Raw genomic sequence first — 18,250 nt, 5'->3', positions numbered from 1 at the left:
GTCTCCCTTTCCCTGGGGTTTATTGGGCCGCTGCGGTGGGGATCAGGGCCGCGCGGCGATTTTCGATCCAGTCTAGCCAAGCCGCCATCCCCTCGCCAGTACGGGCCGAAAGACGGATCACCTCCACTCCCGGGTTCACCCGGCGGGCATTGGTCTCGTAGAGCTCCAGGTCGATGTCACAATGGGGCGCCAGATCGATCTTGTTGAGAATCACCAGCCCGGCGGCGGCGAACATATCGGGATATTTCAGGGGTTTGTCCTCACCCTCCGTGACGGACAGGATGGCGACCTTGACCGCCTCTCCCAGGTCGAAGGCTGCGGGGCAAACCAGATTGCCGACGTTTTCGATGAACAGCACGCCGCCGGGTGTCGGGGACAGGTGGTCAATGGCATGGCCCACCATATGGGCGTCCAGGTGGCAGCCCTTGCCGGTGTTGACCTGGATGGCCGGAGCGCCGGTGGCGCGGATCCGGTCGGCATCATTGGCGGTTTGCTGGTCCCCTTCGATGACGGCCACTGGGACGGCCACAGGATGGCGCGCCATCAAGGCGCTGACGGTCCTGCAGAGCAGGGTCGTTTTGCCGCTGCCCGGGGAGGAGACGAGGTTGAGTGCCAGTGTCTCCAGGGCGGCCAGCCGCGCCCGGTTGGTGTCAGCATAGGCATCGTTCTTCGAGAGAATGCTGGTCTCGATTTCCACCATGCGGGCCTGGGTCAGGCCCGGTGCATGGGCATGGGCGGGACCCTGACCATAATGCAGATCTCCCTGGACATGATCCTTGTGGGAAGGACCGTGCCCATGGTCGTGACCCGGCGAATGAGCATGGTCATGGTGGTGATGGTCATGACCATGGGGATGATGATGGCCATGACCATAGGCCTGTCCTTCGACCTTGGCGCCGTCCCCGGCGCATCCGCAAACCGTACACATGTCACACCACCTCCAGGTCTTTGATCCGCATATCGTCGCCACCGGTTGGCGACAGACGCCCGCTTCCGCATAGGGGGCAGGGGTCCAGGCGGGTGTTGAGTTCGACGGTCTCGCCGCAGCCAAAGCAATGGGCGAGGCCCGGTTGGTCGATGATCTCCAGCGCTGCGCCCTCGGCCAGGGATCCGCGCATCACAATGTCGAAGCCAAAGCGCAGGGCCTCGACTTCCACCCCGGCGAAACGGCCCACTTCCAGGCGCACCCGCTTCACCTTGGTAAAGCCGTTGGTTTTGGCATTGTCCTCCAGGATCTGGAGGATGCCTTCGCAGAGGGACATTTCATGCATGGCGGGGGGCTCCTTCCACCGTCAGCTCCACGGCAAAGCAGGGGTCGATGACATCCACCGCCAGTCGGGCCAGGGCTTCCAGGTTTGGCGCGTTACAGGGCAGGCTGGACAGGGCCAATTCCAGCGCACCTCCGGGAGCCAAAGCAAAATCCGTGGGCGTCAGGCGCTCCAGGTTGGCAACCCTCCCCGCGTCGTCCATCTTGGCGCGGGTGAAGAGGGTTCCTCTGGCTGCCTCGACCACGCCCGGCGCGCGGAAGGGGGAGGGGGCGGTACCAGAGAGCAGGCATTCCATTTCCACCAACCTTGCGGTCATGCGCCAGAGGACACCCCGCCCCAAGCGATCCGCAATGGCGACCATCAAAGGGTGCCCCGACAGCCGCCCGCCCACCCCATTGTCCCGCAGGGGGGCAAGGTCCGGAGAACCGGGCCAGCTGCCTGCGAGGGGGAGGCGGCTGGGCAGGTCCGCGCGGCCCCAGGCTGGATTCCAGCCGTCCCGCACGGCTTTCATGCACCGGGCCGGAGCCGACCCGGTGCTGTCTATCCATCGCTCGAAGGCGCTCCAGTCCTCGGGCAGGATACCTTTGGGGCCGAATAGGGAGACCCGAAGAGTGGCAACCATGGTTTCGTTGTCCAGGGCGCGGGCCAGCAGGGTCGCCGCTGCTCGGTCGGGCTCGATTCCCAAAAGCCCGGGCCAAAGGAGGAACAGCTTCACCCCATGTTCCCGCAGGGTTTCCGTAACCACTCGTTTTTCCAAGGCGGAGTCCAAAGCCAAACCGAGGGCCGAGCGGGCCGCAGCCTCCTGCGCTGCGCCACAGATGTTAAAAAGCCGTCCCACCAGGGATGCCGCAGTCTCTGGATCCTTGCCCCGGAGGAGCGCGGCCAGGGGCAGCTCAACCGGCGGCGTGATCTGCACATCCAGCCCCTGGAGACCCGGCGTCAGGCGCAGGCGCAGGGCTGTGGGGGCGGATGTCATTGCTCGGTATCGCTTTCCTTGGCTCGCCCGGTGAACAGGGCACGGCGGTCCAGGACCTTAGGGTCTTCGGAGTTTACGTTTTCCTCAGCTTTCGGCGTGCGGGGCTTGGTGGAGGTCGCATCCGTCGCGGCGATCTCCGCCTCCCGCTGGGCGCGGATGGTTTCGCGGCGGTCGGTATCCTCTCGATTGTCCGGGTCGAACAGGGCTGTCATGGCGGCCCGGGCAACGGCCACCGCCGCCTCGTGGCTTTCGAAGTCGCCCATGGGGGAGAACAGGGAACACCCCTTGAACGGCCCGGTCAACCGCATGGACATATGGGTGAAGGAATAGGGGCCGGACGGGAACTGGAACAGGGTCTTGGCGCCGGTTCGGTCGGCGCTCCAGTCCTCCCCAGGCCCAGGCAGGAGAAGCAGGTTCATGAACCAGGGGGCGATGAGGATGCCGACGTAATGCCCCTCCCAGGGCTGGAAACCCACGGCCTCCACCGACAGTGCCTTGTTGCGGAAGGGCACGTCTCGCATTTTTCCGATATTGATGTCGCGGAATTCGGCCACCAATCGCGCCACCAGATCCGCGCATTCGGGGGCGGAGGCGGGCAGGACACCCTCCTCTCCCAGACCCGGATCCTCCAGCACCATGAACTGCTCCCGGGCGCCGCCGCAATTGGGACAGGTCCAATCGCCGGGCAGGTCGAGGAAGGCGGTGCCAGGCTCGATCTGCCGGGTCTCGTCTCCGACAGCGGGGTCGTAGGGGGTCCAGCAGATCTTGCATTCCAGGATGGCGCGGGGCGAGATGCGGCTGTCCGAACCCAGATAGGAGCCCTCAAAGCCGCTGCGGGCGGTGGATTGTGACGTGGTCATCGGATGCTCTCCAGCACTTCGCGCAGGCGTTCGGCGCTGTCTTCCAGGTCTTCCCTGGCGGCCATGGCCACCTCGGGCACGCCGGTGACCTCGTAGGTGTCGAGGATCATGGCGTCCATGGAGTTGAAGAACTGTACTTTCCAGACGTTCGCCAGAGCGGTTGCCCGGATCCGGCAATCCCCATAGCCGCGCGAGGCAATGGCCACAGAGCCCGACCCCAGGGCCATGTCCAGGTGGCTCAGGTCCTCGGGCGTATGGGGCAGCAGGCTGAGGTTGATGACATGAACGTCGCTGCCGGGCCTCCAGCTTGCGCTTTTGTCCATCATCTCGGTGACGAGTGGCGGGGCGTTGACCACCCCGGGCAGGACCGGGGTCAGGGAGCCAAGTCCCGCGTCGGAGGGCCGGAAGGCCCGCTCTCCCACCACCTTGGGCATGGGAGAAACCTCAACCCGATCTGGTCCATCGCCGATGACGGTCCAGACCCCGGCGAAGACCGATTCCGTGATCTGAACGGTCACCTTGCCCTGGTCGGCGTCAAACAGGTCGGCGGAGACTTCGCCCCGGCCCAGGGTTTCATCCAGCAGGGCGCGGTTGGCGGTATCAAGGCCCGCCAGGTCAAAGGCTTTGTCTTGACCGCTGTGGGTGGCGCAGGCCTCGGCGATGGCCTCCATCAGGGCGAGGGCCGGGGCCAGGGCGTCGGGGTCCTCGACCTCGGGCAGGTGGGCCTGGAAGGTGCGCATGTCCTTGGGCAGGGGCATGTATTCCAGCTCTTGCCCGTCACCGGAGGCGGGCTGGGAGCCCGCGCCGAAGCCAATGGGCGGACGGGTGAAATTGTTCAGCATGGGGTATCCTCCGTCCTCGTCAGTTGGCCGTCGCCGGGGTTGGGGTGGTCGTCGCATCGCTGTCGGCGTCCGGTTGGGCATGGCCATTCAGGATGGCACTGGTCCGGGTCAGATAGTCGGCCCAGTCCCGCACCCGGGGGATGGAGCCCAAAAGGGTGCCGTTCCGCAGGAAAATCAGGCTGGGGGTGGGCCAGCAATCGAACTGGGTTCGGGCCTTTTCCTCGATGGCGGGGGCGATGACGGCGCAATCGAAGCGACCCTGGAAGGCGCGGACCAGTTCGGGCAGAACCACTGCGGCGTCATTGGTCTCCAGGTTTTTGACCGGATCCCCGGGGATGAAGAGGCAATGGTCGCCGGGGGTGGCGAGATGGGCCTCCAAGGCCGCAAGGCTATCGAGGCGAGGCCATCCCAAGTCGTCGGTCAGGCGGTCGATCAGGGAAGAGGACATGGTCTTGGCTCCTCAAGCGGTCTTGGCGCCGACCCGGCGGGCGGCTTCCAGGTGGGGTGGCAGGGCGGGCTCGCGGGCTTCCAGGTCGGCGAAAGCGTCTCCGAGATCGCCTCCATTCAACAGGGATTGGAGTCCCTCTAAGGCGCGGGAGATCTGGGCGGCGTTCTCCGGGTCGAGCACTTCCCTTGCGGCGCCGAGGAAGGCGAGCACCCAGGTTTCTGGCTCCTGGGGGCCGACCAGGGAGAGGTCGACGGATCCGGTCTGTCCATCCGCGGCCTCGCAGACTGCGGAAAACCCCTCGACGGAGAGGATGCGCATGGGGATGCCAAGGCACATGGCTTAACGGTCCCCCGTGCTGGTTCGGGCGCCCGCAGGGGCGAGAAATCGGGGGTCGCCGATGCGACAGGCCTCCTCGGCGCTGGGGCGGCCGGTTTCATAGTCCACGCGGGCGATGGAGCGGTGGGTCAAACCGGGGGAAGCCTCCATCCGAATCTCTGGAGTGATGCCGAAGACCCTGCGCAATTCGTCCAGGGCGATCTGGAGGGCCGTGTCGACCCGGCTGGCGGTCAGCTCCCGCAGACCTCCGCCGTAGTCCTCCAGCTCCACGGGTTGAACGCCGATCAGCAGCAGGGGATCGGGGCAGTACCCCATCAACGTGGCGGTGGCGAGCACGTCCTGGAAGCCGGTCTGGTGGAGGCTCATCTTTTTGGCGCCCATGAAGGCGGGAACATCGTCGCCCCGAACCACCTTCATGGTCCCCGGTTCCAGGCCGTAATCCACGGCGTCGAAGACGATCAGGGCGTCGTGGTCCTCCAGATAGGGAAGCAGGTAAAGGCCCTGGGTGCCGCCATCCATAACGGTGACGGTATCGGGGAAGACGTAGCGGGCGTCCAGGGTCTCGGCGCAGCGCACGCCAAACCCCTCATCCGCCCATAGCACATTGCCGATGCCTAAAATGAGAATCCGTTGGCCCTTGGAGCTCGACATGCTGGTCCCCCCTCGTGATCCCAGGGAGCGCCGCACGGATGCTTGGGCGGACCCTTGGGTGGCCCTGTGGTGATATCCACTTGGACCTTGGTGATATTATTACCCGCATTGGTCGCGGGGCTTTCGGTTTTGCTTTTGGCCGGTGACCGGCTTTCCAGTTCTGGGGTGGTTAACTGCATGGGCCGTGCCAATGCGTCTTAATCTGGTCAAAAGCTTTCCAGACTCTCGCATTTCTTCACAAAACGGTTTTATCCGTTGGTCAGGTTGAGTGGAATGTTTGTTTTCTGTTCTGGTGTTTGTTGGAATGGAAATATCCAGTCTGGCGTTTCGAAATCCGCCCTGCCTGGATGATACGGGAATGGGTAGACGACCGGGGGGGAGGTTCGGTTAATACTGTTGACGATCCCGTCGCGATTGCCTCACCGGGGTCTTGCGCCCCCTGCGATGAGTTTCCTTGATCATGACATCTCTTGATACCCTTCGCCGAAAGTTTTCCGAGACCACCTGGGAGCGGGGAGCACGCTACCAGCGCGCCGATCGGGCGAGGGTTACCGAGGTTTCCCACGATGGCCGTCGGGTGTCGGGCACGGTGTCGGGAACCCGATCGCGGCCCTACGTCACCCATATGACGGTGAAACGCGACCGGTCTGGAAAGCTCACGATTGTTGGAAGCTGCAGTTGTCCGATGGAGGTGAACTGCAAGCACGTGGTTGCCTTGTTGCTCCAGGCCAAAGCCGATGGGGTCCTCCGTCTCCCCTCGGAGCCATCCGGGGGGGACGGCGAAACCGAAGACCGAGACCGCGTGGTTCCCGCAGAGCGGGATGTCCTGTCTCCGGAGATCACCAGTTGGCTTCAGACCCTGGAGAAGGTGGGACAAGGGGAGGCAGAGGCGTACCCCGACAGCATCCGCCAGCGTTTGGTCTATGTCCTGTCCGTTGAAGATGGTCCGGGTTTGGTCGAACAGAGAGAGCTGGAGGTTGAGGTTTTATCCACGCGCCTCCTGAAGGACGGGAGCTTCTCCAGCACTGTCCATAGCTATGACCCCTCCCGCGTCTATGGGCCGCAAGGGGGGGGACAGTTCTTGCGGCCCTCCGACCGGAAAATTCTGAAAGCGCTGGATACGGTGGGGCGCATGGGCTGGGGGCAGGGTGTCCTCAAGGGGGAAGACGGGGTGGAGATCTTGGAGACCATCCTCAAGACAGGGCGGGGCCGGTGGGAGGATATCAATGGGCCCATTCTGACACGCGGCCCCTCCCGCCAGGGCCGTCTGACGTGGACCGTTGGGAGGGATGGTCGACAGCGGCCCACCGTCGAACCCGCTTCCGAACTCGCGTCCACCGGGGATGGGGGGGAGGGCGAATCCGCGTCACTCTGTCTGTTGCCTCTGGTGCCGCCCTGGTTGGTGCGTATCGACCCAACCGACCCCGGGCGTATGGTCGCCTCGCCCCTGGCTCTGGACGTGTCTCCTCGTCTGCTGGAAGCGCTGTTGGCCGCGCCACCCCTGGGAGCCGGGGAGGTCGAGGCCGTCCGGACGAAGCTCTCCGACCTTTTGGGGGAGAGGGGGGGCGGTCCCGTGCCATTGAGCTCCTTGCCGCGCAGCCTCCCCAAGGCTCGTCGGGTGAAGGAAGCCCTGGTACCCTGCTTGCGCCTTTTTACGGTCAAGGCACCGAAAAGTCGGGTCTGGGGAGAGTCGCCTTTTGCCATTGATGGGGACAAGCTCCCCCTGGCCCGGCCTTGGTTCCGGTATGGAGAGATCGATATCGGTGTTTCCGAAGCAGAGAAGGTGGTGACGCACCTTATCGAGGAAACACCGGTCGAAATCAAACGGGCCATTGGCCAGGAAGGCAAGGCCTTGACGCTATTGGCGGACATGGGCTTCACGCGGGCCATCTCTCTGCCGCTGGTGATCTTGGGGCCAGAGCATCGGGATGACCTGACCCTGCCTCCCGATATGGATAGGGACCTCGATTCCCAGTGGGTCGAGGTGCTGCTTGACGACGTTCCCCGTCTGCGCGAGGCGGGGTGGTTTGTGGAGGTCGCCGATGATTTTCCCCTGCGGCCCGTGCTTGTCGATGGCAATTTCGAGGCCGAAGTGGCGGCGGGCGAGGGGAGTGGCATCGATTGGCTGGACCTGAACCTGGGCGTGATGGTCGATGGGGAGCGGGTGGACCTCTTGCCCCCGTTGTTGGGCCTGTTGGAACAAATCCCGGCCGATGTCATCGACGATTTTCTTCTTGAGGACGCGGGGGAGGGGGCCACCCTTCATGTGAGAGGGGCCGATGGCCGGGTGCTGGTCCTGCCCTTCGAGCGGCTACGGCCCATCCTGCAGGCGCTGATTGGCCTGATGGGCGGGGGCGGGCGTGAGGGCGCGTCCGGGGAAGGGCTTCGTCTGTCCGCACTGGATATGGCCGAATTGGTCGATTTCGAGGAGACTCTGTCGGGTCTTGGTGTGGCTTTCAAGGGGGCCGAGGCGGAACGGGCGCTCTGTCGGCGGTTGCGGGATATCGGGGGCTCGGTTCCCGAGGTCACCTTGCCCCCGGCCTTCCTGGGGGAGCTCAGGCCCTATCAAGCCGTTGGCGTGGCCTGGATGCAGCTTCTTCGGGAGACAGGGATCGGCGGAATCCTCGCCGATGACATGGGCCTGGGTAAGACCGTCCAGGCCCTGGCGCATCTGTCCATCGAGAAGGCCGAGGGCCGTCTGGACAGGCCGTCCCTGTTGATTGCGCCCACCAGTTTGATGGGCAATTGGCGGGCCGAGGCCGCGCGGTTTGCGCCGGAGCTGAAAACCTTGGTTTTGCATGGCCCGGATCGCAAGGCCGACTTCGACCGTCTGGCCGAATACGATCTCGTCCTGTGCACCTATCCCTTGCTGACCCGCGATGGCGATGTTCTCGCCGGTCAGGACTGGTCCCTGCTGATTCTGGACGAGGCACAAACGGTCAAGAACCCCCGGACCACGGCGGCGAAGGTGCTGGCGCGTCTTTCCGCGCGCCACCGTCTGGCTCTGACTGGGACGCCGGTGGAGAACAATTTGGGGGACCTTTGGGCGCTCTATAATGCCGTCTCTCCGGGGCTGTTGGGGGATCGGACGACTTTCACAAAGCGGTGGCGGACGCCCATCGAGAAGAAGGGGGATATCGACCTCCAAGGCACCCTGTCCCGACGCTTGCGCCCCTATCTGCTGCGCCGAACCAAGACCGATGTGCTCGCCGAATTGCCACCGCTGACCGATATTGTCGAGCATGTCGCCCTGGAAGACGAACAGCGTGCGGTCTATGAGGCCATCCGCTTGGCCATGCACGCCAAGGTGCGCGAGGCCATCGCCCGCAAGGGTCTCGCCCGCAGCCATATCGAGCTTTTGGAAGCTCTGTTGCGCATGCGACAGGTTTGCTGTGATCCCCGTCTGGTTGCGAAAGCGGATCTCGGGGGCAAGGGCGCGAAGGCGCGGCAGGCCGGATCCGCAAAGCTGGAGCGGCTTTTGGAGATGTTGCCCGAACTGATCGCCGAGGGGCGGCGGGTGCTGCTCTTCTCCCAGTTCACCAGTATGCTCGATCTGATCGAACAGGCGATTGGGGGACTGGGGATCCCCTATGTGACCTTGACCGGGAAGACCCGCGATCGGGAGGCTGTGGTGAACCGCTTTCAGGCCGGGGAGGTGCCCCTGTTTCTGATCAGCCTGAAAGCGGGCGGAACGGGCTTGAACCTGACCGCCGCCGATACGGTCATCCATTATGACCCCTGGTGGAATCCGGCGGTGGAACGGCAGGCGACGGACCGCGCCTACCGTATGGGTCAGGACAAGCCGGTTTTTGTTCACAGGCTGATTGCCGAGGAGACCATCGAGGTCAAGATGCAGGCGTTGAAGGATCGCAAGCAGGCCCTGGCCGATGGGCTCTATGACGAGGACGGCGCCACACCCTTCGACATCGGCGAGGAGGATATCGAGTACCTGCTGGGGCGTGGGTAATGTGGGTCCTGAAGGTGTGGAGGGAGGTTGACTGATTTTTTGGGCGATTGCCCAAGCCCATTTGGGGGCCAATGCCCCCAAACCCCCTTTTTTTTTGAGCCAGTGGGGGACGGGGCAAAGCCCCGTGACGGGAAAGCACCCCCTGTGATGATCAATCCGGCAGGTCGTCCTTAAAAGTCCTTGTGCCGGAAATCATGGTCGAGACGATGGACTGCCGCGACATGATGTCCTCGCGGATGGCCACGTAGACATGGGTGAGGACGAACATCAGGATCCACCACATGCCCATGTGATGCCAAGTGTGTACATCCATGGATCCGCCAAACAGTGGGATCACCCAGCCGAACAGGATGTCCGCCCAGCTTCCTTCGCCCAGACCCTCGCCATACAAGGCGAAGCCGGTAACGATTTGGAAGGTCACCCCCAGGGTGAACAGGAAGAACATGGCGAATTGTGCCAGGGGGTTATGGCCCACGTATTTCTTCGGACGCTTTTCCAGGAAGAAATACCAGCGCAGTTCGAAGAGCACTTCCTTCCACCACTTCTTGGACCACAGGGCCACGTAGAAGAGCTGGCGGGCATGGTGGTTGCCCACGAACGCCCAATAGATCCGCCCGAGAAAACCGACGGCTAGGACATAGCCCGCAGCGAAATGGGCGAAGCGGATATAGCCGAACCAGAAGGTATCAAAGGTGTTCCCCGGCGCCGCAGCGGGCGGCGGGGAGCCGATGAAATAGCCGGTTACGGCCAGAACAACGATGGCCAGGGCATTGATCCAGTGCCACAGGCGCACCGGCGCCTCGTACACATAGACCGAAGTGATTTTCTGCAGGGAGGCCATATCTTCCGGAGCGACATCGTCGGCTCCGGCGACAGCAGTATTCGGCTTGCTCATGCCAGTGGTCATGATCACCTCCCTATCAACGGACCTTCACGGTCGTGAGTTCCTCGCCCTCGGGCGACATGACGTGCGTGGAGCAGGCCAGGCAGGGGTCGAAGCTGTGCAGGGTGCGCAGGATCTCCACCGGTTCGTCGGGCCGTTCCATGTAGGTGTCCATCAGGCTGGCTTCGAAGGCGCCGATATTGCCCTCGTTGTCCCGGGGACTGCCGTTCCAGGTGGTCGGTACGACGCATTGGTAGTTGTCGATGCGACCGTCCTTGACCTGGACCCAGTGACCCAGAGCGCCGCGCGGCGCCTCGGTCATACCCACGCCCTTGGCCTCCTTCGGCCATTTGGAGGGATCCCACTTTTCGACGTTGGCGGTGCTGGAATCGCCGTTCTTGATGTTGGCAATCAGCTTGTCGAAGAAGTGCCGTTGCAGGTCGGCACAGTAATCGGCTTCGAGCGCCCGGGCCGCGGTGCGTCCCAGGGTGGAGAACAAGGCGGTGACGGGCAGATTCATGGTGCTCAGCAGGCCCTTGATCTGGTCCGTGATGACCTCGTGGCCACTGGCGTAGCCGACAATATAGCGGGCGAGGGGGCCGACCTCCATGGCATGGCCACGCCAGCGCGGGGCCTTGATCCAGGAGTATTTCGCCGCTTCGTCCAATTCCTTGATGTCGGTCTTGGTGCCGACGGTCTTGGGGCCGAGGGCGAAGTTCGGCTCGGTGACGCCGTCCCAGGGGTGCAGGCCCTTGTTCTCGTCGGCGTATTTGTACCAGGAGTGGGGCACGAACTCCTGTATTTGCTCCGGATCGCGGACATCGACCTCATGGACCTTGGACAGGTCGCCATCGATGATCGCACCCCGGGGCAGGTGGAGCTGGGCAGGGTCGAAGTTGCTTGGGTTCTCCGGGATATCGCCATAGGCGAGGACGGATTTTCCAGAGAGGCCGCCTCCATAAAGCCAGGATTTGTAAAATCCTCCAATGGCAATGATGTCCGGGATGTAGACGTTCTTCACGAAGGTCTTGGATAGATCAACGATGGAGGACACCAGATTGAGGCGCTCCATGTTGATGGCGCCAACGGCGCCCGTGTCACTGACGTTGATGGCGCAGGGTACGCCACCCACCAGCCAGTTCGGGTGGGGGTTCTTGCCGCCGAAGATGGTATGGACCTTGACGACTTCCTTCTGAAGATCCAAGGCTTCCAGATAATGGGTGACCGCCATCAGGTCGGCCTCGGGCGGCAGCAGGTAAGCGGGGTTGTCCCAATAGCCGTTTTTGAACAGGCCGAGCTGGCCGGATTCCACGAACCGTTTGATGCGGTTCTGCACGTCGCGGAAATAACCCGGGCTGGACAGCGGGTGGCTGGGGGATACCGCCTGCTGCAACTCGCTGGTGGCCTTGGGGTCGGCTTTCAGGGCATTGACCGGATTGACCCAATCGAGCGCATGCAGGTGGTAGAAATGCACGATGTGGTCATGGATCTGCAGATTCAACTGCATCATGTTGCGGATGGAGTTGGCGTTGTCCGGGATGGTGATCCCCAGCGCATCCTCCACGGCACGGACCGAGGTCAGGGCATGGGTGCCGGTGCAGACGCCGCAGATTCTTTCGGTGAAGGCCCAGGCGTCCCGGGGGTCGCGACCCTTGAGGATCACTTCCAGGCCGCGCCACATGGTGCCGGTGGAGACGGCGTTGCGGATGATGTTGTTCTCGTCGACATTGACCTCGCAGCGCATGTGGCCCTCAATCCGGGTGACCGGATCGACCACGACGCGGCGGCCGTTGGTGTCGAGATTGAAGCCGTTGGGCGTGGCGACCATGGATTAATCCTCCCCCTTGGTAGTGGTGGGCTCTTCTTTGATTTCATTTTTGTGCTGGGCGCGCTTCAACGCCGAGATAGCGGCATGCACGGCGATGGCGCCCCCCACGCCCGCGGCGGCGGCACGGCCAATCGTGTCGGCGTTTTCCTCGATGCCGAACTGTTTGACCTGGGCCAGCCGGTCATAGAAGGGGCCGTTGTCCCAGAAGCCGTCCTCGGAGCAGCCAATGCAGCCGTGGCCGGACTGGATGGGGAAGCTGACGCCGTCGTTCCACCGCACGGTCGAACAGGCGTTGTAGGTGGTGGGACCCTTGCAGCCCATCTTGTAGAGGCACTCGCCCCGCCGGGCCGCGTCGTCGTCCCAGTTCTCCACGAATTGGCCGGCATCGAAATGCGGGCGGCGGTAGCATTTGTCGTGGATCCGCTGGCCGTAGAACATTTTGGGGCGGCCCTGGCGGTCCAGCTCCGGCATGCGATCGAAGGTCAGCATATAGGTGATGACGCCGGTCATGACTTCGGCGATGGGCGGGCAGCCCGGCACCTTGATGATCGGCTTGTCGGTGATGACCTTGTGGACCGGGGTGGCCCGGGTCGGGTTGGGCTTGGCGGCCTGGACGCAGCCGTAGGAGGCGCAGGCGCCCCAGCTGATGATGGCCTTGGCGTCTTTGGCAGCATGGCGCAATTGCTCGACGAAGGGCTTGCCGCCGATGATGCAGTACATGCCGTCCTCGTTGAGGGGCGGATTGCCCTCCACGGCGAGGATGTAGTTGCCTTTGTACTTCTCGATGGTTTCCTGAAGGGCCGCTTCCGCCTGATGACCGGCCGAGGCCATCAGGGTGTCGTCGTAGTCCAGCGAGATCATGGATAGAACGACATCCTTGACCAGCGGATGGGCCGAGCGGATGAAGCTTTCCGAGCAACAGGTGCATTCCAGGCCATGGACCCAGATCACCGGCGTGCGGGGCTTGGTCTCCATGGCGTTGGCGATCTTGGGCGCATAGGCCGGGCCCAGGCCCAGCGCCGCCGCAGTCAGGGAACAGAATTTCAGGAAACTACGCCGGGTGATGCCCTGACGGCGCATCACCTCGTAGAAGGTTTCGGTTGTTTGGCTCACTTGGTCGCCTCCCCCAGTTTGTTCTTTGGGTACCCATTCGGGAATGGAGGTAAGCAAAACGCGTGCCGAAAAAAATATGCTTTTTTATGAGTTGGTTAGCCAAGGGTAGCGCGCCGCTGGCTGTGTTGTCCTTCCGCTTTCCAGGGGGAGTGGTCAGGGGCTTTCCAGGGGGTCACCCCCCGCACCGCCGCGCCCCTGCCACCACGGCTTGACCCAACGATAGCCCGCCGTCATTGGCCGGAACCAAGGCATGGGTGAGCGTCCGGAAGTTGCCCAAAGCTTCGAGGACTCCCTCCAGAAGGGTGGCGTTCTGGAGGCAGCCTCCGGTGAGGGCGATGGCCCTTGCAGCATGGGTTCCGGCCAGGGTCAGAGCCGTTTCCGCGATGCTCTCGGCCAGACCCCGATGGAAGCGGGCCGCGATGATGCCCCGGGGCACGCCCCGTCCCAGGTCATCCATGAGGGCGCGCCAAAGGGGGGCCGGATCCAGCCGACCTCCGGCGTCCAAAGGAAGGTGGTAATGGGGGAGGCGCTGGCTGTCCATAAAGGGCCGGGCAAGGGTTTCCAGGGCCATGGCGGCTTCGCCCTCGTGGCTCTGCTTGTCCGGTGCGATGCCCAGGGCGGCCGCGACGGCGTCGAACAGCCGCCCGCAGGAGGAGGACAGGGGGCTGTTTACCCCCTTGGTGATGGCCGCGCGCAAGGGGGCTAGCGGGTGCCTGTCGAGCAGGCGGTCGGCGTCCTTGGACAGTCCGGCGGCGTCCAGATGGGCCAGCAGATTGCGCCAGGGTTCCGATTGGGCGGCGCCTCCACCGGGCAGGGGCACGGGTTTCAGGTGAGCGAGCCGGGTGAAGTCCCGGTAGTCGCAAAGCAGAAATTCTCCGCCCCAGACCGTGTCGTCCGGTCCCCACCCCAGACCGTCCAGGGCGACACCCAAAACCGTGCCGCCGTCCAGCGGCCAGCCGTTCTCCGCCATGACCGCGGCCACATGGGCGTGGTGGTGTTGGACGGGCTCCAGGGGCAGGCCGGTTTCTCGGGCGCGGGCCTCTGCCTGGGCGGTTGAGGGATAATCCGGGTGGAGGTCATGGGCCAGAACGTCCGGCCTGTGGTCCATCAGCTCGGCGTAATCCCGGTCGGCCTTGGCGTATTCCTCGGCGGTCAGAGTGTCGTCCAGGTCTCCCAGGTGGTGGGAGAGCAAGGCTTCCCCCTCTCGCGTCAGGCAGAGCGTGGATTTGAGCAAGGCCCCATGGGCGAGCACCGCTGGCGCTTTTTCCAGACCCGGCGGCAGGGGCAGGGTTTCGGGCGCGTAGCCCCTGGCGCGCCGCTGGAGGCGGGCCCGACCGGCGACTACTCGCGCAACGGAATCATCCAGACGTCGGGCAATGGGCCGGTCATGCATCAGGAAAAGGTCGGCGAAGGGGGCGAGTTTCTCCCGCGCCTCGCCATTGTCGACGGCCTGGGGCTCTCCGGACAGGTTGCCCGAGGTCATCACAAGCGGCCCACCAAAGGCCCGCAGCAACAGCAGATGGAGGGGCGAGGTGGGGAGCATCCAGCCCAGCGCCCATTGCTCGGGAGCGACGGAGGGGGCAATGCCCTCTGCCGTGGATCCGAGGGCGCTTCCTTCATCCCGTATTTCCAGCAGGACAATGGGTGCGGCGGGTGACGCCAGGGTTTGGGCTTCCTGGTCGGAGACCCGGGCATGGTGGGTGATGGTGCCCAAGTCCGGGGCCATCAGGGCGAAGGGTTTGGTTGGGCGGCGTTTGCGGACCCGAAGGCGGGTCACGGCTTTTTCGTTTCGGGCGTCACAGGCCAGATGGAATCCGCCAATCCCCTTGATCGCCAGGATTGCCCCCTCTCGCAGATGGGCCGCCGCCGCCGTGATGGGATCGGGGGTGTCCAGAAGTCGTCCGCTGCCACCGACTTCAAGCCAAGCCTTGGGGCCACAGGAGGGGCAGGCGATGGGCTGGGCATGGAACCGTCGGTCGTCGGGGTCGTCATATTCCTTGCGGCAGTCGGGGCAGAGGCGAAAACCGGCCATGGTGGTGCTGCCCCGGTCGTAGGGAATGGCCTCGACGATGGAAAATCGGGGGCCGCAATGGGTGCAATTGGCGAAGGGGTAAGCGAACCGGCGGTCTGCGGGATCCAGAACCTCGGTTGCACAGGCCGGACAGGTCATGGCGTCCGGCGTCACGCCGGTCCGCGCAGACCCCACCGTGGTGGCGATGATGGAGAAGCCCTCGCCCTCGGGAAGCTCAGGGGTGGGGGAGACGTCGACGGAGTCCACTCGGGCCAGCGGTGGGGCTTGGTCCCATAGCGCACGGGCGAAGGCGTTCAGGTTTTCCCCCGCAGCGTGGATCCAGACGCCTTCTCCGTCGTTGCGGACGGTTCCCCGCAGCCCCAGCTCCCGGGCGAGCCGCCAGACGAAGGGGCGAAAGCCGACCCCCTGGACCTGGCCTCGGATACGGATGTGAACGGTTTTCATGCTCGCTACCTGGTTATTGGCGGGAGTTCATCGCGTCTTTTCCATTTTGAGTATTACCTCACGAAGAGGGATTTTTTCTTTTTCTTCTTCATAAAATATTGTTTTGCTCGCTTCTATTAATTCCTTTGACTGCTCTTTTGTTAGTTTGTAGCAACGGCCATTTTCTATTGGTTGTAGGTAATCTATTTTCATTGTAATGGATATTTTTTGGTTTTCTTTTGGTATTTCTTGTTCTGATAAAATTACTTTTAGGTAGTTGGCTTTTTTTGGTCTTCTCCCATTCTTAATATTTATATCAATTAATAATTCGTTTTCTTTTAGATTTTCTATTTGATACGTCCAGAAGGGACTTCCTTTTTTGCTTTCAGTGGGTTCTTCTTTGGTGCGTGTTTTTATATCTTTGATTAAATGTTTTGAGTATCTTTTTGCTTCTTCTGATATGTCTGTGTCGTAGATTGAGATATAAACATTTGAGAATATTTCTTCATTTTGATTGAAGTCTTCAAATAAATCTGGAATTTCAGAATTCAATGGCAAAGGAGTATTTTTTCTTCTTAACTTCCATTTTTCTTCGCTTTCTCTCAAGGATTCCATTGTTATTGTATTTGTGTTTTCGTTATCCCATAATTCAATAAATCTATTTTTGGCGTGCTCAACAGATGCTTCGTCCTCTAACAATATATTTGTTTCCAGCCAGCTCTCCGACTCTGTTTTATTCAAACAGAGTCCATTTGATGACGCATTGGATGATCCAATAATTGCGGATTCTCCCGTAATATATATTTTGCTGTGTAATATTTTATTTGTTCTGACTGTATGTCCGTATTGAATTAATTTCCGTATCTCTTCCGGGTTTGTGCATCCAGATTCGAGGTTGCATAATATCTTCGACTTAATACCTTGGTTCAACCCAAGAGCTTCTGAAGCCCCTTGACCCCAAAAGGCAACGGCTATGAGTGCTCTATTCTCTTCAGTTTCGTATAATTTCTTGAACGTCGGAGCCGTGTCGCGTTCTGTCAAGATTTTGGACATGATGATGTCTCCAAATGGAAAAAATTGACACTCTCAAATCACTCTATTTAATTACATTCTAGAGTGCCTTTGAGGCCAAATTGGGCCAAGACGTGGCTCATTTTGATCTCGGAGCACTCTAATGCACCGTGCAGACCATGCAGGGGTCGAAACTCCGCACGATGTGCTGGACGGCCAGGGGGGTGGTCTCCCCGGGCAGGACAGGGGCTCCCTCCAGGGCCTGTTCCACCGGGCCGGGGATGCCTTGGCCATCCCGGGGGCTGAAGTTCCAGGTGGTTGGCGCGATGATTTGATAGCTGGTAATCTTGCCATCCCGGGCAATCAACCAATGCCCCAGGGAGCCCCGGGCGGCTTCCACCAGACCGGCGCCCCGTCCCGTTTCCAGGGCATGGGTCGGGGCCATGTGGGAGGCGCCGGGGGAGAGGGTCGCCGCCCAGGTTTCCAGCGCCAAGGCGGTTCGGGCGACCTCCAGCAGGCGGCCCAGGACTCGGGCGCGCACGTTGGCCGCACCATCGCGCAACAGGGCGCGGGCGAGGGGATGGTCGTCCACCACCTGCCGGGCCAGCGCGCCCACCTCCACCGTTTCCCCGGCCAGACGGGGGGCCTTGCACCAGCTATAGGCCGGGTCGGCCATATCCGGATCCGGTTGGGTCACTCCGGCGAAGGGGTGGGCGGGGGCGCCGGTCATCCAGGAATGGGCTAAGTGTTCCTCGATGTGTTCCAGGGGCACCGGCCCCGTGGCGCCATCCTTGAACAGCCCCCGGTCGAAGAGGAACCCCGCTCCGGTTTCGTAGGCGCCAAGGGAGAGGAAGCGGGCCGGTCCAGGACCCATGCGGTCCAGTCCCAGGTCTTCGGCGATGTCGAGGAACAGGCCGGTGTCTCCCCGGGGCGCGGCGTGGCGCCAGCGGGTCAGAGCCTCTTCGCCGTCCAGGGCGGCGACCTCCTCCAGAGGGGCGGCGAACAGTTCGGTTTCCAGGAAGCGGCGGCAGGCCTTGAGGGTGGCGAGGATACGGACCTTGTCCCGGGCGTCCGGTGCCTTGGTCACGCCCCCGGGCTGGAGGGAAAGGGTATGGGGCCACTTTCCGGCGAGTTGGCCCATGATGTGCAACAGATCCGCCCGGGCCTTGGTCGCGCTGCGAATGGCCGAGCCTTCGGTGGCGGTGAAGCGGGTCACGACCCGATCGTGCCAGGGCCGCCCGGCGTAGGCGGGGCGGGCGAAGTCGGGCATGAAGAACAGGTGGAAATGGGTCAGGTGGTCGGCCAGATTCTCCACGGCGTGGATCAGGGCGGCAACCAACTGGCCCGGGGCGGGGGGGGTGACGCCGATGGCCTGGGCGATGGCCCGGGCTGCGGCCATGGATTGGCTGATGGAGCAGATGCCGCAAATACGCGGCGTCAGGGTCAGGGCGTCCAGGGGCGTCTTGCCCACCAGGATCATCTCGAACCCCCGGAACAGGGGGGAATTGGCCCGGGCCTCCCGGACCCGGCCATCGGTGATGTCCAGGGTGATTTCCAGATCCCCCTCTACCCGGTTGAAGGGACCGGCAATCAGGCGTGTCGTTTCGCTCAT

The 18,250-nt window shown here is 62.6% G+C and carries 15 protein-coding genes; 1 reads left to right on the top strand and 14 read right to left on the bottom strand.

Translation table 11 applies throughout. The features are described 5' to 3' along the window. Positions 1-19: 19 nt before the first annotated feature. Genes hypB through ACLIRY_RS13250 form a run of 8 tightly spaced genes read right to left on the bottom strand, consistent with a single transcriptional unit; the run spans position 20 to position 5,381 of the window. Positions 20-928, bottom strand: coding sequence for a hydrogenase nickel incorporation protein HypB (gene hypB / locus ACLIRY_RS13285; protein WP_413205885.1), 909 nt, complete (start codon positions 926-928; stop codon positions 20-22). Position 929: 1 nt separating this feature from the next. Continuing rightward, the gene (gene hypA, locus ACLIRY_RS13280; RefSeq protein ID WP_413205884.1) at positions 930-1,271 is read right to left on the bottom strand and encodes a hydrogenase maturation nickel metallochaperone HypA; all 342 of its coding nucleotides are present in this window, start codon (positions 1,269-1,271) and stop codon (positions 930-932) included. After that, positions 1,264-2,244 carry a hypothetical protein gene (locus tag ACLIRY_RS13275; RefSeq protein ID WP_413205883.1) on the bottom strand — a complete coding sequence of 327 codons (981 nt, stop codon included), beginning with the start codon at positions 2,242-2,244 and terminating at the stop codon, positions 1,264-1,266. The genes hypA and ACLIRY_RS13275 overlap by 8 nt, the downstream gene beginning before the upstream one ends. Continuing rightward, the gene (gene hybE / locus ACLIRY_RS13270; RefSeq protein ID WP_413205882.1) at positions 2,241-3,104 is read right to left on the bottom strand and encodes a [NiFe]-hydrogenase assembly chaperone HybE; all 864 of its coding nucleotides are present in this window, start codon (positions 3,102-3,104) and stop codon (positions 2,241-2,243) included. Before hybE ends, ACLIRY_RS13275 begins: the two co-directional genes overlap by 4 nt. Continuing rightward, positions 3,101-3,946 carry a hydrogenase expression/formation protein gene (locus tag ACLIRY_RS13265; protein ID WP_413205881.1) on the bottom strand — a complete coding sequence of 282 codons (846 nt, stop codon included), beginning with the start codon at positions 3,944-3,946 and terminating at the stop codon, positions 3,101-3,103. Before ACLIRY_RS13265 ends, hybE begins: the two co-directional genes overlap by 4 nt. A gap of 19 nt (positions 3,947-3,965) precedes the next feature. Next, complete coding sequence (locus ACLIRY_RS13260) at positions 3,966-4,394, bottom strand: hydrogenase (RefSeq protein ID WP_413205880.1); 429 nt, start codon at positions 4,392-4,394, stop codon at positions 3,966-3,968. A 12-nt stretch (positions 4,395-4,406) separates the two neighbouring features. Next, complete coding sequence (locus tag ACLIRY_RS13255; protein WP_413205879.1) at positions 4,407-4,730, bottom strand: HypC/HybG/HupF family hydrogenase formation chaperone; 324 nt, start codon at positions 4,728-4,730, stop codon at positions 4,407-4,409. A 3-nt stretch (positions 4,731-4,733) separates the two neighbouring features. Beyond that, complete coding sequence (locus ACLIRY_RS13250) at positions 4,734-5,381, bottom strand: HyaD/HybD family hydrogenase maturation endopeptidase (protein WP_413205878.1); 648 nt, start codon at positions 5,379-5,381, stop codon at positions 4,734-4,736. A gap of 460 nt (positions 5,382-5,841) precedes the next feature. Between ACLIRY_RS13250 and ACLIRY_RS13245 the strand changes: the two genes are divergently transcribed. Then, a complete protein-coding gene (locus ACLIRY_RS13245) occupies positions 5,842-9,348 on the top strand; it encodes an SNF2-related protein (RefSeq protein WP_413205877.1) in 3,507 nt (1,168 codons plus the stop codon). Positions 9,349-9,499: 151 nt separating this feature from the next. On the opposite strand, the gene cybH is transcribed toward ACLIRY_RS13245, so the two are convergent. The 6 genes from cybH to ACLIRY_RS13215 form a co-directional block, all read right to left on the bottom strand. Further along, positions 9,500-10,255: a Ni/Fe-hydrogenase, b-type cytochrome subunit gene (gene cybH, locus ACLIRY_RS13240; RefSeq protein WP_413205876.1), complete on the bottom strand. Its 756-nt coding sequence runs from the start codon at positions 10,253-10,255 to the stop codon at positions 9,500-9,502. Between the two features lie 13 nt (positions 10,256-10,268). Next, positions 10,269-12,059: a nickel-dependent hydrogenase large subunit gene (locus tag ACLIRY_RS13235; RefSeq protein WP_413205875.1), complete on the bottom strand. Its 1,791-nt coding sequence runs from the start codon at positions 12,057-12,059 to the stop codon at positions 10,269-10,271. Between the two features lie 3 nt (positions 12,060-12,062). Then, complete coding sequence (locus tag ACLIRY_RS13230; protein ID WP_413205874.1) at positions 12,063-13,172, bottom strand: hydrogenase small subunit; 1,110 nt, start codon at positions 13,170-13,172, stop codon at positions 12,063-12,065. Between the two features lie 172 nt (positions 13,173-13,344). Then, entirely contained in the window at positions 13,345-15,648 is a 2,304-nt protein-coding gene (gene hypF, locus ACLIRY_RS13225) for a carbamoyltransferase HypF (protein WP_413205873.1), read from the bottom strand. A gap of 27 nt (positions 15,649-15,675) precedes the next feature. Then, the gene (locus ACLIRY_RS13220) at positions 15,676-16,680 is read right to left on the bottom strand and encodes a phospholipase D-like domain-containing protein (RefSeq protein ID WP_413205872.1); all 1,005 of its coding nucleotides are present in this window, start codon (positions 16,678-16,680) and stop codon (positions 15,676-15,678) included. Positions 16,681-16,798: 118 nt separating this feature from the next. Beyond that, positions 16,799-18,250, bottom strand: a complete 1,452-nt coding sequence (locus tag ACLIRY_RS13215; RefSeq protein WP_413205871.1) for a nickel-dependent hydrogenase large subunit — start codon at positions 18,248-18,250, stop codon at positions 16,799-16,801.

Origin of the sequence: Rhodospirillum sp. A1_3_36, from assembly GCF_047263945.1 — a bacterium.
In the GTDB taxonomy this organism is placed as follows: Bacteria; Pseudomonadota; Alphaproteobacteria; order Rhodospirillales; family Rhodospirillaceae; genus Rhodospirillum.
Note: the sequence above shows the minus strand (reverse complement) of the source record. Positions and strands in the feature narration are given on the sequence as shown.